This is a genomic window from Halopenitus salinus (assembly GCF_042662125.1).
GTDB classification, from domain to species: domain Archaea; phylum Halobacteriota; class Halobacteria; order Halobacteriales; family Haloferacaceae; genus Halopenitus; species Halopenitus salinus.
In genome coordinates, this window is sequence record NZ_JBHSXL010000003.1 from 292578 (window position 1) to 307843 (window position 15266).

Consider the following 15266-nt stretch of genomic DNA (forward strand, 5'->3'; position numbering starts at 1 on the left):
GAGCGCTCAACGAGCCGGTTTTCGACGCTTGACCGTCTACCAGGTGAGGCCCTCGTAGACGAGTCCCTCGCGGCGTTCGACGATCCGTCGACCGTCGATCACCACGGGCTCGGCCATCGCGTCGAACTCGGCGTCGAGCGCCGCGAACTCGTCCCAATCGGTCACGACGACCGCGGCCGCGGCTCCCTCGAGCGCCTCGGCGGCATCCGCGGCGTACTCGAGGTCGGGAAAGTGCTCGCGCATGGTCTCCGTCGCGACCGGGTCGTACCCGACGACATCGGCGCCGCGCTCGCGCAACCCCTCGATGACGGGGATCGCCCGGGAGTTGCGGACGTCGTCGGTGCCGGGCTTGAACGCGAGCCCGAGCACCGCGACGCGCTCGCCGTCGACGTCGACGTGTTCCTCGAGTAGCTCGAGCAGCCGCTCGGGTTGGCGGTCGTTGACCTCGACCGCGGCCTCGAGCAGCGCCGGATCGTAGCCCGCCTCGCGGGCCGCGGCGCGGATCGCATCGACGTCCTTGGGGAAGCAACTGCCACCCCATCCGACCCCCGATCGGAGGAAGCGTTCGGAGATGCGGTCGTCGAGTCCGATCGCGTCCATCACCTCGTAGGCGTCGAGGCCGAACTCCTTGCAGACGTTCCCGAGGTCGTTGACGAGGGAGATCTTCGCGGCGAGAAACGCGTTATTCGCGTACTTGATCATCATCGCGCTCTCCGGATCGGTTCGAACGACGGGGGCGTCGGTCTCCGCGATGAGGGGTTCATAGAGCTCCTCGAGGCGCTCGAGCGCCCGATCGGTCTCCGTGCCGAGGACGAGCTTGTCCGGATCGCGGAAGTCGGCGACGGCGGTCCCCTCCCGGAGGAACTCCGGGTTGGTCGCGAGCTCGACGCCCCACCGCGAGAGTACGTCCGCGCTCGAGTCGACTGCGTCCGTGTTCGCGTCCTCATCCGTGCCCGCACCCGTATCCAGATCCGTATCCGAATTCGCGTCCGCGTCCGGGCGCTCCCCGTCGAGACCTCTCGCGAGCGCCTCCCGAAGCTCCGCGAGCGCGGGGGGCGCGACCGTGCTCTTCACCACGACGAGGTGGCGATCCGGGCCGGAAGCTCCGTTCGTGGCGTCGCCGGACGTCTCACCTTCGGCGTCCGCAATCGCCCCGTCGTTGGCGTCGGCGATCGCCTCGCCGGTCATCTCCGTCGCGGCGGCGAGCGCCGTGAGATCGAGCGAGCCGTCCGGGTTCGACGGCGTGCCGATGGCCAGGACGGTGAGATCGGAGTCGGGTATCGCGGCGTAGGAGGTCGTGGCTGTCAGGCGGTCGCCGGCGTGTTCGGCGACGAGTTCGTCGAGGCCGGGCTCGTGGATGGGCGCCGAGCCGGCGTTCAGCCTCTCCACGATCGCCTCGTCGATGTCGATCGCCGTGACCCGGTGGCCCATGTCGGCCAGCGAGGCCGAAAGCGTCGTGCCGACGTAGCCGCTGCCGACGACGGTGACGTGCATACCGATTCTGGCGACCGTCGGCTCAAGAGTCTTCCGTCGGGAGGCTTCGTCGTGAGGGGTCGCGCCGGGAGGAGTCCGGAATCGTCCGACACAAGGGATTTGTAGGCTGCTGTGTGAGTGTCGGGTATGTCCCGGCTGCTGCCCTCCACCCCCGACGTCTCCCTCGGCGACCAGGAGCCGCGGGTCGTCGACGTCTCCGAGGAGGACGCCGACGAGCTCTTTGCCGCGCTCTCCTCGGAGACGGCCCGCTCCGTCCTCGCAACGCTCCACGAGGAGCCGGCGACGACGTCCGAACTCGCCGACGCGCTCGACACCTCGCTCCAGAACGTCCAGTACCACCTCTCGAACCTCCGGGAGGCCGACCTGGTCCGGGTCGCCGACACGGTTTACTCCGAGAAGGGTCGCGAGATGAACGTCTACGCGCCCGCGAGCGAGCCACTCGTGCTGTTCGCCGGCGAGTCGACCCGCGGCGACGGGATCAAGACCGCACTGAAACGGCTTCTCGGCGGCTACGGGATCCTCGCGCTCGCGGCGCTCGCGGTCCAGTCACTTCTGTCGGTCTCCGTCCCGGAGGGCGGGGCCGGCGCCGACGGCTACTCGGTCAGCTCGAACGGCGACGCCGGTGGCGTCGACGACGGCAACGGGGGCTCGGGCGACGCCGTCGACGTGGAGTCGATGGACGAACCGACCGCGACGGAGATGGCGGAGACGACCCCGGCGGCCGACTCGGCCGGGGCCGGCACGACGGAGACGCCCATCGTCGAGGTGACCTTCGACGGCGCGGCCGCGGAGCGCGCCGAGGCCGCCGCCGAACACGCCGTCTCGCTGCTCGAACCCGGCATCGTCTTCTTCCTCGGGGCGGCCATCGTCTTCACGCTCGCGTGGGTCTACTGGCACTACAACCTCGGCTACTTCGCCGAGTCGTGACCCGTCCGCTCTCGGGAACCACGCTCTCGGAATTCGGCTCCATCGACCGGTGAAGTATTTACCCGTCGGCGCCTACGACGGGTAGATACATGGAACCGGCTCCGTCCACGATACGGGACGACTTCCCGATACTCGAACAAACCGTCGGGGACGCTCCGCTCGTCTACCTCGACAACGGCGCGACCACGCAGACCCCGAGGCAGGTCTATGAGATCTTCGAGGAGTTCTACACGGAGTACAACGCGAACGTCCACCGCGGAATGCACGAGTTGAGCCACCGCGCGTCCGTGGCCTACGAGCAGGCCCACGATCGGTTGGCGGAGTTCGTCGGGGCGAGCGGCGGCAGAAAGGAGATGGTGTTCACGAAGAACTCCACGGAGAGCATCAACCTCGTGGCCTACGGGCTCGGCATGTCCGAGCTGGGCCCCGGCGACGAGATCGTCACCACCGAGATGGAACACCACGCGATGATGGTGACCTGGCAGCAGGTGGCCAAACGGACCGGGGCGGAGGTGAAACACGTCCGGGTGACCGACGAGGGACGACTCGATCTCGACCATGCCGCCGAACTGATCGGCGACGACACGGCGATCGTCGCCGTCACGCACGTCTCGAACGTCCTCGGAACGGTGAACCCGGTCGGGGAGCTCGCCGACATGGCTCACGACCACGACGCGTACATCCTCGTCGACGGGGCGCAGTCGGTTCCGACCCGACCCGTCGACGTCGAGGCGCTCGACGTCGACTTCCTCGCCTTTTCGGGCCACAAGATGGCCGGACCGACCGGGATCGGCGGGCTCTACGGGAAGCGCCACCTGCTCGAGGAGATGGACCCGTTCCTCTTCGGCGGCGAGATGATCCAACACGTCACGCTCACGGACGCCTCCTGGAACGAGCTCCCCTGGAAGTTCGAGGCCGGCACGCCGCCGATCTGTGAGGGGATCGCGCTCGCGGCCGCGGCCGACTACCTCGACGACATCGGAATGGACGCGATCCGGAGACACGAAAACGAGCTCGCCCAGTACGCGCTGGAGCGTCTCGAGGCGCGCGAGAGCGTCGAGACCTACGGCCCGCCGTCGGGCGAGGAGCGCACCGGGCTCGTCTCGTTCAACGTCGACGGCATCCACGGCCACGACATGTCCTCGCTGCTCGACGACCGGGGCATCGCCGTCCGCGCCGGCAACCACTGCACGCAGCCGCTTCACGACTGGCTCCGGATCCCCGGCTCCGTCCGCGCGTCGTTTTACGTCTACAACACCGAGGCGGAGGTCGACCGGCTCCTCGAGGCGGTCGACGCCGCCGCGGACGAACTCCCCCGCCATCTCGCCTCCGATCGATACCACGATCGGATCCTCGACCACCACCGGAACCCGAGAAACGCCGGCGGGCTCGCGGACCCGACGCTCGTCAAGTCCTCAAGGGAGACGACCTGTGGCGACGACGGCGAGTTCCACCTGGAGGTCGCCCCCGACGGCACGGTCGAGGCGATCGCCTTCGAGAGCGACAGCTGCGCCGTCAGCCAGGCCGTTGCGAGCATGCTCTCCGTCCACCTCGAGGGGCGACCGATCGAGGAGGTCGCGAACGTCGACGGGCTCGTCGTCGACCTCCTCGAGGACACCTTCCCCGAGCTCCGGCACGACTGCGTCGTCGGCCCGGAGATGGTCATCAAGGAGGCGGCGAGACAGTACCTCGAACGAACGGTCGAGTGAGGCCGGATTACAAAAACCGCGACGCGTTCCCGCGTCGCCGACGCTGTCGACGCTCCGCCGGAGCCGCCTCGGTTCCGACTACTCGACGTGTGAGACGCCGTACGAGCCCCGCCCGAGCGTCACGGACTTCGTCTCGCCGCGCTGTTCCTGTCGGACCTCCGCGTCCGCGACGGCGACGTTTCGCCCGACGCGGTCCACCTCGGCCTCGACGGTGAACGGCCCGCGTCGACCCGGTCGGAGATAGTCCGTCCGCAGGTCGATGGTCGGCACGCGGGCGTCGACGGACGAGAGTACGGCGTAGTGGCCCGCGATGTCGACGAGCGAGCTCAACACGCCGCCGTGGACGATCTCCTTGTCCTCGTTGACGAGAAACTCCTCGCGGAACGGACACTCGATGACGACGTGTCCCTCCTCGTACTCGGCGAAGGTGACGCCGAGGAACTGGTGAAACGGCGCGCTCTGTAGTATCGATTCTGCCTCCTCGCGGTCGATGTGGTCACTCATTGTGGTGTGGTCTGCTGGATCGGAGTTCGCCGCCCTCGATCCGCTCGCGGGCGGCGGCCTCCAGCGCGTCTCGGTCGATCTTCCCGGTGCTCGCAAGCGGCAGCTCGTCCTCGAGGAACACCCGCCTCGGGTGGGCGTACGCGGGCCCGTTCTCGAGGGTGTACTGCTTCAGCTCCTCCTCCGTGACGTCGTCGGCGACGACGAACGCGACCGGCGCCTCGCCCTTGACCGCGTGTGGAGCGCCGACGACCGCGACGTCTCGAACCCGCTCGTGTCGCTGGAGCAGGTTCTCGACCTCGGCCGGATAGACGTTCTCGCCGCCGACGATCAACATGTCGTCGAGCCGGCCGACGATGTAGTGGTACTCCTGTTCGTCCTGATAGGCCAGGTCGTCGGTGTGGAGGAAGCGTCGGCCGTCGCGTTCGAAGTACGCTTCCGCCTCCGTGTCCGGCCGTCGGTAGTACGACCCGTTGCTCGGGGCCGCGATCACGAGCTCGCCCGTCTCTCCGGCGGGCAACTCCTCGTTCGTCTCCGGGTCGACGATCCGGATGTCCGCGCCGGGCAACGCCAGCCCGGAGCTTCCGAGCTTGCGCGGCCCCCACCGCGGCGAGAGCGTGATCGGGCCGCCGGTCTCGGTCAGGCCGTAGGCCTCGCCCATGTCACAGGAGAAGACGTCGCGGACGTCCTCGATGAGCGAGTTGGGGAGGCTCGCGCTCCCGGAGACCGCCCAGTCGACGCTCTCGACGTCGTGGTCGGCGAGCGCCTCCGTGGCGTTCACGAGCATCTTGTACATCGCGGGAACGCCGCGGAGATACGTCACGTCGTGGGCGTCTATCGCCTCTATCACGTCGTGGGCGTCGAAGCCGTCCATGACGACCACGCTCCCGCCGATCGCGAGCATGGGCTTGATCGCGCCGACCATCGCGTTCTTGTGGTACAGCGGCCCGGCGACGATCGCCCGGTCGTCCTCGTCGAGGAAGTGCAGCCGATGGATGCAGGTGATCATCCACGCACAGCCGCCGTGGGTCAACACGACGCCCTTCGGGTCGCCGGTCGATCCGCTCGTGTACGGCTGCATCGCCGGATCGTCGGGGTCGACCGGTGCGGGCTCGAGGCTCGCGTCCGCCTCCGCGAGGAGCGTCGCGAAGTCGACGACGTCGACGCCGTCGATCCCCGGCGGCTCCGGCGCGGCGACCGCCACCGTCTCGATCGCGTCGATCGCGGTCGCCGCCGCACGTATCTCGGGGAGGATCGACTCGTCGTCGCTCGTGACGACGACCGCCGCGTCGCTGTCGTCGATCACGGAGCGCATCTTCGCCGAGGTCGCCTGAACGTTCACCGGCACCGGCACCGCGCCGAGGCGGGCCGCGCCGAAGAACGCGTAGACGAACGTGAGTTCGTTCGGGAACGAGAGCGCGACACGGTCGCCGCGCTCGACGCCGAGGTCGGCGAGCGCGTTGCCCGCCGCAGCGATGCGATCTTCGACCTCCCCGTAGGTCACCTCGTCGCCCGACTCCCCGTCGATGAGGGCGATGCGATCGGGATGGGCCGCGGCGGTCTCCTCGTGGAGCCGTCCGAGGTGGGGCTCGTCGTCCGGCCCCGGGGTGAAGTCCAGTCCGACGGTTCCGGCCATCTCACTGCGTGATGACGACCTTGCCGGTCAGATCGCGGTCCTCCATCGCCTCGACGCCCTCGATCGCCTCCTCGAGCGGGAGGGTTCGATCGATCGCGGGCTCGAACTCGCCGCGCCAGACGAGGTCGGCGACCGTCTCGAGCTCGTCGCGCTGCCAGCCGCGGCTCCCGAGGATCGTCTCCTCGCGGGTGAACAGATACCGGATGTCGGTCGTGGCCTTCGGCCCGGTCGTGGCGCCGCAGGTGACGATCCGGCCGCCGTTCGTGAGGCTCCGGATCGACCCCTCCCAGGTCGCCTCGCCGACGTGTTCGAAGACGATGTCGACGCCGCGTTTGTCCGTCGCGTTCCAGATCGCGCGGTCGAACTCCTCCTCCTCGTAGTTGATCACGTGGTCCGCGCCGCGCTCTCGGGCGCGTTCCGCCTTCTCCTCGGAGCTCGTGGCCGCGTACACCTCGGCTCCGAGATAATCGGCGATCTGCACGCCGGCCGTACCGAGGCCGCCGCTCGCGCCGAGCACGAGCGCCGTCTCGCCCGGATCGGCCTCCGCGCGCGAGACGAGCATCCGCCAGGCGGTCGCGTACGCGATGGGAAGCGCCGCGGTCTCGACGAAGCCGGCGCCGTCGGGCATGTGGATCGCGTTCCTCGCGGGGGCGGCGACGTACTCGGCCAATCCCCCCCAGTACTCCTCGCCGAGGTTGCCGTGAACGTCGTCCGAACAGCGGTTCGTCTCGCCCTTTCGACAGTACTCGCACTCGCCGCAGGTGATCCGCGGATCCACGAGCACGCGGTCGCCGGGCTCCACGTTGTCCACGCGGTCGCCGACCGCCTCGACGACGCCGGCGATGTCCCCTCCGGAGACGTGGGGCAACTCCAGGTGGGCGCCCGGGATTCCCTCTCGAACGAAGATGTCGAGGCGATTGAGCGCGCACGCCTTGACGTCGACTAGCATCTCCTCGGGTCCGATCTCCGGCACGTCGACGGTCGTGTGCTCGAGAACGTCCAACCCACCGTGCTCCTCGAAGACGACGGCGTCCATTTCGTCGGCCATGGACGATGGTCGTACTCCAGGGATACGGACCTTCCGCTTCTTGCAACTTCGGCCGGCTGTTTCCGGTCGGTGTGAGTCGCCGAGGGCTCAAAACACCGCGGCGCGCACCGGCGCGGCCTCGAGTCCCGGCAGCCGCAACGGGAGACAGCGGAACTCGACGGTCGTCTCCGCGAGGACGTCCTCGACGTTACAGAGGTACTCGACGATCGGAACCCCCTCGCCGAGGAGGGCGTGGTGGACCGGGCGCTCCTCGACCCGAATGGACTCCGTGAGGAAGTCGTTTCCGACGAGCTTCACGTCGCGCTCGAGGAGCCAGCGTGCGGCGTCGACGGTCAACACCGCGGCCTCCTCGAAGAAGTCGGGATCGTAAAATCGTGCGTCGACGTCGCCGGTCAAAAGCAGGACCCGATCGGCCGCGAGGTCGGGCGCCGCGGACTCGAGGACGTCCGCGGTGATCTCCTCGCCGCGGTGGGCCCGAAGGTCCACGACCCGCGCGGGTCCACACAGCAGTTCAAGCGACAGCTCGTCCACGGTGGCGCCGCCCTCGATGAAGTGGGCCGGGGCGTCGATGTGAGTCCCCTGGTGGGTGTTCATCGAGACGTGATGGGAGACCTTGCCGTCGGGATCGTAGTCCTGTAGCTGTGACGTCTCGTAGCCGGGATAGCCGGGGAAGCCGGGCATTCCCTCCTCGAGCGGAAGCGAGAGATCGATCGCCATGATGCGGGTCCGGGTCGGAGACGTATCAAGCGTTCCCCTGTCAGCGAATATCGCCTGAAGGTGGGACGGTCGAATTGAACCTCATCGCAGGGAGTCGAGAATGCGGGTCCGATACTCGTGGTGGCGCTCGGGATCCTCGTGGAGCCCCTCGGGAACGTCGATCCGGTCGATGATCTTCCCCGGGGACCGAGAGACCAGCACCCGGTCGCCGATCATGAGCGCCTCGTCGATGTCGTGGGTGATGAACATCGTCGTGGTTCGGCCCTCGCCGCCGTCGATGAGCGAGAGGAAGTCCTCTCTGAGCTTCGTCGCGGTCACCTCGTCGAGATGGCCGAACGCCTCGTCCAAAAGCAGGATCTCCGGGTCCGTCACGTAGGCGCGCGTGAGTCCGACCCGCTGTCGCATCCCGCCCGACAGCTCCTGGGGGTAGGCGTTCTCGTAGCCCGACAGCCCGAGCGTGTCGAACCACTCCTCGACGCGTCGCCGCCGTTCGTCCTCCGGCACGCCGAGCGCCTCGAGGCCGAACCCGGCGTTCTCGGCCGCGGTCCGCCACGGGAGGAGCCGGTCCTCCTGGAACACCGCCGCGATCTCGCCGCGGAAGGAGTAGAAGTCGTCGTAGGGCCGTCGGCCGTCCACGACGACCTCGCCGGAGGTGGGCGAGAGCACGCCGAGGATGATGCTCAGGATCGTCGACTTCCCACAGCCGGTCGGCCCGACCAGGGTGACGACCTCGCCGGCCTCGATGTCGAAGTCGAACTCCTCGATCGCGGTGACGGTTCCGTCGTCGGTCCGGAACTCCTTCGTGACCTCCTCGACGGCGATCGGAAGCCCCACGCTCACTCACCTCCCGCCTTGCGCCAGTTGAGTTGGGTGCGTTCGACGACGAGCAGGACCCCCTGTAGGGAGAGCATGATGGTGACCAGTACGAACGTCCACGCAAAGATGTCGACGATGTCGAACTGGCTCTGGGCGACGAGCAGCTCCCGGCCGATCCCGGCCGAGGCGCCGACCAGCTCCGCGACGACGACGACGCGTGCCGCGTAGCCGATGTTCGATTTCGAGATCGAGACGACGTCGGGGAGGATGTACGGAACGACGAGCTTGCGCGTGTACTCGCGCGTCGAGAACCGGAACGACCGGACCATGTCCTGGTAGTCGCGGGGGATCCCGCGAACCGCGTCCATCGTGCTCAAGGTGTACCACGGGAAGAGCACCATGAACAACACGAAGACGATCCGGACCTGCACGTTGCTGAACCACAGGACCGCGATCAACACCCACGACAGCCCCGGAATCCCGGTGAGGAACTTGACGAACGTCTCGCCGTACTCCCGTGCGGTCGTGTTGAGCCCCATCGCGACCCCCCCGGAGACGCCGACGACGAACGCCAAGGCGAGTCCCGCGATGATCCGGAGGAACGTCGAGGCGACGGCCCCGGGAGCCGACACCCACAACAGGGCGTACCGGGAGGCGATCTCGAGGACCGACGGCATGATGTACGGCGGAGTGACGAACGAGAACGCCTGCAGAACGACGAAGAAACCGAGTATGGGAACGATCGTCCGCACTATCGGCGGCAGATGCGACGCTCCGCGGGGACCGAACAGCCCCATCGTCGACCGGTCTACCATGCGGGGTTAGACCTCGTGGAAGAGCTCGTCGTCGGGGATCTCCTCGATGAGTCCGAGGTCGGCGAACGTCTCGAGTTGCGTGTTGATGTCGCTTTGGAGGTCGCCGAGCGGCTCCATCGCGAACTCGAGTCGACCGCTGTCGAATGCCTCGAGCAGCGGCTCGGGCTCGTTTTCGGTCTCCTCGGTGAGGATGTCGATCGTTCCCTCGAGGTCGTTCGCGTACATCTCCGCGACGTCCTGGCTCGCCTGGAACAGCCCGGAGACCGCGTCGGGATCGTTTTCGAGCAGCTCGTCTTTGACGGCCCAAAGCAGGTGGAACGAGTCGGCGTCGAACAGCTCCCGGTACTCGCCGCGAACGTCGATGATCGCCTCCAGCTCGTTGTCCTGGACGAGGAAGTTGCTGAGCGCCGGCTCCCACGAGAGGCCGATCGACGCGTTTCCGGTCACCACCTCGGGCGGCGAGCCGCCCGGTCCGGGCGCGTTGATCACGTTGTTCGCGAGCTCCTCTACTGACTGGCCGGTCTGCTCGCGAACCACGGCGTCGGCGACCGCGAACGAGCCGGAGCCGAGCGGGACGGCGATCGTCTCGCCCTCGAAGTCCTCGACGGACTCGATGTCGGGATCGTTCGTCACCCACGACATGCTCGAGTAGGTGAACCCGCCGATCACGCTGAGATCGACGCCCTCGTTGTACCGCGCCGCGGCCGACTCCACGCCGAACGGGAGCGTGTTGTACGTCCCGCCGACGAAGTCGCCGTAGTACGCCGAGATGGAGTCGCGAACCACGACCTCGAGCTCGAAGCCGTATTCCGCGTCGAGCTCCTCCGCGACGATCACCGGAGCGATGAGCGACGTCGCGCCGGTGGAGAGGCGCGCCGTCCCGATGGAGCCGCCGCCGTCGTCCCCTCCGAGACAGCCGGCCACCGAGAGGGCGCCGATCGATCCGATACCCGCGAGCGCGTCACGACGAGAATATTCTTGTGAAGTCATCTGGTGAACCCGGCAGTTGGTCCATGTTTTCCCCAGAAGCGTATTATCTGTTTGGAACGGGCGATTCTTAGCGGTGGCCCGGGCCACGAGAGGATTTTGCCGGCACCTATGACGCGATGCAATCCACGACTCGTCGGCCGTCGTCGGATCCGCGGGGAGTAGCTACAAGCCACCGGAGCGTGTACTGCCGGTATGGACCATCAGGCGGAGGTCGTCGCGATCGGCGCCGGACGCGGGCTCGACGGCGAGGAGGTACCGGCCGTCGTCCTCGCGGTTCGCGGCGAGGTGTTGCCCATCTTCGTCACCCCCGAGCAGGCGCGGTCGATCGGGATGACCCTCGAGGGCGAGCCCTTCGAGCGGCCGCTCACCCACGACCTGCTCGTCGGCGTGCTCACCGAGTTCGGCGGCGCCGTGGACCGCGTGCGCATCGACGACCTCAGCGACGGCACCTACTACGCGAAGGTCGACGTCGAGCGCTACGACGAGGGCGAGCCCGAGCGGTTCGTCTTCGACGCCCGGCCCTCGGACGCGCTCGCGCTCGCCGTGCGGGTGGAGTGTCCGATCGTGGTCTCGGACCCCGTGATCGACGAGGGGGGTCGCCCGCCGGAGTCGGTCGGGTTCGACGTCGAGGACGACCCCAACCCCGAGGACCTCCCGGAGCGATGGTCCGAGGGTCCCGACGACGAGTTCGAGGGGCGGGACGACGAGTTCGAGGGGCGGGACGACGAGTTCGAGGGGATCTAAGCCGCGGTCGATCCGAACGTTCATCCCGGCCGGTCGAGTTGACCGAAGCATGGCGGATCTGATGGACACCTACCTCGAGAATCGCTGGTTCGTCCAGCCGAACCAGGCGAACAACCTCGGTACCGCACACGGCGGAAACGTCCTCAAGTGGATGGACGAACTCGGCGCGATGTGTGCGATGCGGTTCTGCGGCGACACGTGCGTGACCGCCCACCTCGACGAGGTGAACTTTCGACGTCCCGTTCCGGTCGGCGGGATCGCCCTCGTGAAGGCGTACGTCTACGACACCGGCGAGACGAGCATTCGCATTCGAACGCGGGTGTTCCGCGAGGACCCCGAATCGGGCGACCAGGAACTCACCACGGAGTCCTACATGGTCTTCGTCGCGATCGACGACGACCGCAACCCGATCCCGGTCCCCGACCTCACCGTCTCGAGCGACGAGGGCGAGAAACTGCTCGAAGCCGCCCTTCGCGACGAGTCGTGACCAGCGCCGTCAGGGCTCCGTTTCCACCTCCGTAGCCTCGGCGTGTGCGTCCTCGACGTCGGCACGTATCGCCTCGACCGACTCCCGGCGGGCGAGGTGGCTCGAACACCCGCAGTCGGACGCGCCGAATCCGGGCGCGGGGCCGTCACCGAGCCGATTCGCGACGGCGCACTCGACGTCGCGACCGGCGGTCCGGACCACGTCCTCGATCGCGGTCGCGTGGTGGCCGAGGAGGTAGTCGACGTGCCAGTGGCGGGTCTCCCGCTCGCCGGCGGCCAGCTCGCGGTGTCTGTCCACCCTGGCGAACCCGCCGCTGCCGAGTGCGCTCCCGGTGTAGGCGTAGCCGCCGGCCGGAAACGCGACGTCGCCGAGCGCGCCGACCGCGATCGTCGTCGCCTCCGGCAGCGAGACGACGAGGGTGTAGGTCCCGCCGGCCGAAACACGATCAGTCATCGTCGCCGTTCTTCGAGGGCCGCGAGCCTAAACCCACGGCATTCGGAGACTGAGTGTTTCGACGAGCAATTCCTCGGTCACTCGATCTCCCACTCGCTTGCCACACTCCCACTCGCTCACCACTCCATCACACTCCCTCGCCCACTCCGTCATCCGTCGTGTGACTCGTCCGGGTTCGGCCGGCCCGCCGGCGGTTCCGGGATCAGCCACGCCGGAACCGCTCGAACGAGGACGACCATCCCGATCAGCTCGACGAGCGTCTGGGTCACGACGACGGCGGGCGCCAGCTCGTAGCCCGCCGGCAGCGCCAGCGCGAGCGGGAGCACGACGAGTGAGTTCCGGGTGACCGAAGTGAACACGAGCGCGCGCCCCTCGCCGGCGTCCATCCCGAACACCCCCGCCGCGAGCCGAGCGATCACGGGCATGACGAGGAGGAACGCGAGGTAGACCGGGACGACGGCGACGATCCGGCCGATGGACTCCTGCACGCGAGGGAGCTGGGAGGCGATGACGACGAACAGCGTCGCCCCCATCATCGGCACCGGCAGCCACCCCATCGCGGCCTGCCACGATCGCCCCCTCGACGACCGCGTCGCCCACGCCTCCGTGACCCACGCGAGCGCCAGCGGGAGCGCGATGAGGGTGAGGAACGCCTCGACGAACGGCTCGGCCTCGATGACCGCGGCGACGTCCGCGCCCATGAAGAGCCAGAGGTAGGCCGGCAACAACAGCAGCTGGAGGAGCATCAACGCGGGCGTCGTCGCGACGATCCGCTCGGAGTCGCCGCCCGCCAGTTCGGCGAAGGTGATGACGTAGTCGATACACGGCGTCAAAAGCACCATGAGGGCGCCGACGAGCACGACCGACTCCCGGGGGAGCACCCGGGTCAGCGTCCAGACGACGACGGGGACGACGAGGAAGTTCATCCCGAGCGCGGCCGCCACGAACCGGCCGCTCGTGAACGCCCGGCGGAGCCGAACGAACGGGATCTCCAGAAACGTCACGTACAGCAACACAGCCAGCACGGGCTCGATCAGCCGCTGGACGAATCCGGCCCTCTCCGGACGACCGACCCCGACGCCGACGGCCAGCCCGACCGCGACCGCGTAGGTCGCGACCTGGTGGCGTTGCAGCCAGCTTCGTGTCCCCATTCACACGCCGGTTCGAGACCGGGAGAGAAACCGTCTTTGGGTGAGAACCGCCACACCGAAACCGAACGGTCGTCGTCGCCAACACACATATGGTTCCGATGGTCATTGGCCCGAATTAACTCGAGTCGCTTAACGACGACTCGGAGAGTTCCGCCCCGATCGCTTCGCGAACGCATATACGGGGTCGACCACAAGACGGCGTATGACCAGCCACGATCCCGATGGAGCGGGATGGTTCACGGGGATCGATCCGGGTGACGTCGAGTCCGGGGCGACGGCGATCGCCGAGGGATCGGCCGAAGCACCTCGAGATTGGCCAACCAACGCGATCGACTCCGGCTTCGCGGACGACGAGGACGACTACTACGATCGACTCCACGGGGCCACGCTGCACGCCGCGCGCTCGGCCGTCGAGGAGCGGGAACGCGCCGACGACCAGCAGTTGAAACACGCCGTTCGCGCCATGGACGACTGCGAGCGGACCGCGAACGAGCTGTCCGAGCGCGCCGTCGAGTGGGGCGGCGGCCTGTTCGCGGACGTCGACGCCGGAATCGACGGGGCCCGTGAGGTCGCGACGCGCGACCCGGAGATCGAGGCCGAGCGGCGAGCGATCTCGCTCGCCGAGCGGGTGGTCGAGCTCGCCGACGAGGCCGAGGCGATCCGCGGGTTCATCGAGCGGACCGCCCCGAGCGTGGCGCCGAACCTCTCGGCGATGGCGGGGCCGGTGCTCGCGAGCCGGCTGATCGCCCTCGCGGGGGGACTCGAGCCGCTCGCGAAGAAGCCCTCGGGGACGGTCCAGGTGCTCGGCGCCGAGGACGCGCTGTTCGCCCACCTCGAGGGACACGCCCCCTCGCCGAAACACGGGATCATCTTCACCCACGAGTACGTCCGCGAGACGCGACCCGAGGACCGCGGGTCCGCCGCGCGGGCGTTCGCGGGGAAGCTGACCATCGCCGCGCGGATCGACCACTACGCGGGCGACTACCGCGAGGAGATCCACGAGGACCTGCGCGAGCGCATGGCGACGATCCGGGCTCGCGCGGACGAGGACGGTGCCGACACGAACGCCGTCGAAAACCCCGCGGAGGCCGACCGATGAGCGACGAACCGCTTCCGGCGGGCGTCGAGCGCCGGACGATCGGCGGCAGGGAGCGGCTGGCGACGCGCGGCGAGCCCGTCTACGGGGAGCCCACGGACGGCGAGTGGCGCGCGTGGGATCCCTCGCGATCGAAGCTCGGAGCGATGATCGACCTCGGGATGGACGTCGGCCTCGAGGGCGGCGAGCGCACGCTCTATCTCGGCGCGGCCGCGGGGACGACCGTCGGTCACGTCGCCGACTTCGCGGGTCCGACCTACGCGGTCGAGTTCGCGCCGCGCCCGATGCGGGAGCTCCTCGGGGTCGCCGCCGACCGCGACCGGCTCTTCCCGCTTTTGAAGGACGCGCGGCGTCCCGAGACGTACGCCCACGTGGTCGAATCGGACCTCGACCTCCTCGTCCAGGACGTCGCCACCCGCGGGCAGGCCGCGGTCGCGGTTCGGAACGCGCGGTTTCTCGGCGACGACGGTCGACTCCTGCTCGCGATCAAGGCCCGAAGCGAGGACGTGACGGCCGACCCCGAGGCCGTCTTCTCGGACGTCCGCTCGCGGCTGTCGGACGCCTACCGGATCCTCGAGGACCGCCGGCTCGAGCCGCATCACGACGATCACCTCGGGATCGTCGCGACGCCGCGGTAGCCGCTGCGAGCGATCGGCCGGCTTCCGACCATATATGGTCCCCC

16 protein-coding genes are annotated in these 15266 nt (G+C 68.4%); 6 read left to right on the plus strand and 10 right to left on the minus strand.

Annotated features, from left to right (window positions below):
- Positions 1 to 36 precede the first annotated feature (36 nt).
- On the minus strand, positions 37 to 1494 hold the full coding sequence (locus tag ACFQE9_RS04175) for a nucleotide sugar dehydrogenase (RefSeq protein WP_379740774.1): 1458 nt from the start codon (positions 1492 to 1494) through the stop codon (positions 37 to 39).
- A 126-nt stretch (positions 1495 to 1620) separates the two neighbouring features.
- Between ACFQE9_RS04175 and ACFQE9_RS04180 the strand changes: the two genes are divergently transcribed.
- Both ACFQE9_RS04180 and ACFQE9_RS04185 read left to right on the plus strand, forming a co-directional pair.
- On the plus strand, positions 1621 to 2421 hold the full coding sequence (locus tag ACFQE9_RS04180) for an ArsR/SmtB family transcription factor (RefSeq protein WP_379740777.1): 801 nt from the start codon (positions 1621 to 1623) through the stop codon (positions 2419 to 2421).
- A gap of 89 nt (positions 2422 to 2510) precedes the next feature.
- Positions 2511 to 4130: a SufS family cysteine desulfurase gene (locus tag ACFQE9_RS04185; protein WP_379740780.1), complete on the plus strand. Its 1620-nt coding sequence runs from the start codon at positions 2511 to 2513 to the stop codon at positions 4128 to 4130.
- A 78-nt stretch (positions 4131 to 4208) separates the two neighbouring features.
- On the opposite strand, the gene ACFQE9_RS04190 is transcribed toward ACFQE9_RS04185, so the two are convergent.
- From ACFQE9_RS04190 to ACFQE9_RS04220, 7 genes are all read right to left on the minus strand, one after another.
- Positions 4209 to 4634, minus strand: a complete 426-nt coding sequence (locus ACFQE9_RS04190; protein ID WP_379740783.1) for a PaaI family thioesterase — start codon at positions 4632 to 4634, stop codon at positions 4209 to 4211.
- Positions 4627 to 6267 carry a class I adenylate-forming enzyme family protein gene (locus tag ACFQE9_RS04195; RefSeq protein WP_379740786.1) on the minus strand — a complete coding sequence of 547 codons (1641 nt, stop codon included), beginning with the start codon at positions 6265 to 6267 and terminating at the stop codon, positions 4627 to 4629. The genes ACFQE9_RS04190 and ACFQE9_RS04195 overlap by 8 nt, the downstream gene beginning before the upstream one ends.
- A 1-nt stretch (position 6268) precedes the next feature.
- Complete coding sequence (locus ACFQE9_RS04200; protein ID WP_379740788.1) at positions 6269 to 7315, minus strand: zinc-binding dehydrogenase; 1047 nt, start codon at positions 7313 to 7315, stop codon at positions 6269 to 6271.
- A gap of 87 nt (positions 7316 to 7402) precedes the next feature.
- Positions 7403 to 8032, minus strand: a complete 630-nt coding sequence (locus ACFQE9_RS04205) for a cyclase family protein (protein ID WP_379740791.1) — start codon at positions 8030 to 8032, stop codon at positions 7403 to 7405.
- Between the two features lie 81 nt (positions 8033 to 8113).
- Entirely contained in the window at positions 8114 to 8866 is a 753-nt protein-coding gene (locus ACFQE9_RS04210; RefSeq protein WP_379740794.1) for an ABC transporter ATP-binding protein, read from the minus strand.
- Between the two features lie 2 nt (positions 8867 to 8868).
- Complete coding sequence (locus ACFQE9_RS04215) at positions 8869 to 9663, minus strand: ABC transporter permease (protein WP_379740797.1); 795 nt, start codon at positions 9661 to 9663, stop codon at positions 8869 to 8871.
- Positions 9664 to 9669: 6 nt separating this feature from the next.
- Positions 9670 to 10653, minus strand: a complete 984-nt coding sequence (locus tag ACFQE9_RS04220) for an ABC transporter substrate-binding protein (protein ID WP_379740800.1) — start codon at positions 10651 to 10653, stop codon at positions 9670 to 9672.
- Positions 10654 to 10845: 192 nt separating this feature from the next.
- On the opposite strand from ACFQE9_RS04220, the gene ACFQE9_RS04225 reads away from it, so the two are divergent.
- Positions 10846 to 11397 (plus strand): bifunctional nuclease family protein, encoded by a 552-nt coding sequence (locus tag ACFQE9_RS04225; RefSeq protein WP_379740803.1) that lies wholly within the window; start codon positions 10846 to 10848, stop codon positions 11395 to 11397.
- A 49-nt stretch (positions 11398 to 11446) separates the two neighbouring features.
- Positions 11447 to 11884 carry an acyl-CoA thioesterase gene (locus tag ACFQE9_RS04230; protein ID WP_379740806.1) on the plus strand — a complete coding sequence of 146 codons (438 nt, stop codon included), beginning with the start codon at positions 11447 to 11449 and terminating at the stop codon, positions 11882 to 11884.
- 9 nt (positions 11885 to 11893) lie between these two features.
- Here ACFQE9_RS04230 and ACFQE9_RS04235 read toward each other — a convergent pair whose 3' ends face one another.
- Together ACFQE9_RS04235 and ACFQE9_RS04240 are read right to left on the minus strand one after the other, a co-directional pair.
- A complete protein-coding gene (locus tag ACFQE9_RS04235; protein WP_379740809.1) occupies positions 11894 to 12337 on the minus strand; it encodes a GIY-YIG nuclease family protein in 444 nt (147 codons plus the stop codon).
- A 149-nt stretch (positions 12338 to 12486) separates the two neighbouring features.
- Positions 12487 to 13488: an arsenic resistance protein gene (locus tag ACFQE9_RS04240; RefSeq protein ID WP_379740812.1), complete on the minus strand. Its 1002-nt coding sequence runs from the start codon at positions 13486 to 13488 to the stop codon at positions 12487 to 12489.
- Between the two features lie 202 nt (positions 13489 to 13690).
- On the opposite strand from ACFQE9_RS04240, the gene ACFQE9_RS04245 reads away from it, so the two are divergent.
- Positions 13691 to 14587: an NOP5/NOP56 family protein gene (locus tag ACFQE9_RS04245; protein ID WP_379740815.1), complete on the plus strand. Its 897-nt coding sequence runs from the start codon at positions 13691 to 13693 to the stop codon at positions 14585 to 14587.
- Positions 14584 to 15222: a fibrillarin-like rRNA/tRNA 2'-O-methyltransferase gene (locus ACFQE9_RS04250; protein WP_379740818.1), complete on the plus strand. Its 639-nt coding sequence runs from the start codon at positions 14584 to 14586 to the stop codon at positions 15220 to 15222. The genes ACFQE9_RS04245 and ACFQE9_RS04250 overlap by 4 nt, the downstream gene beginning before the upstream one ends.
- The last annotated feature ends 44 nt before the right edge of the window (positions 15223 to 15266 follow it).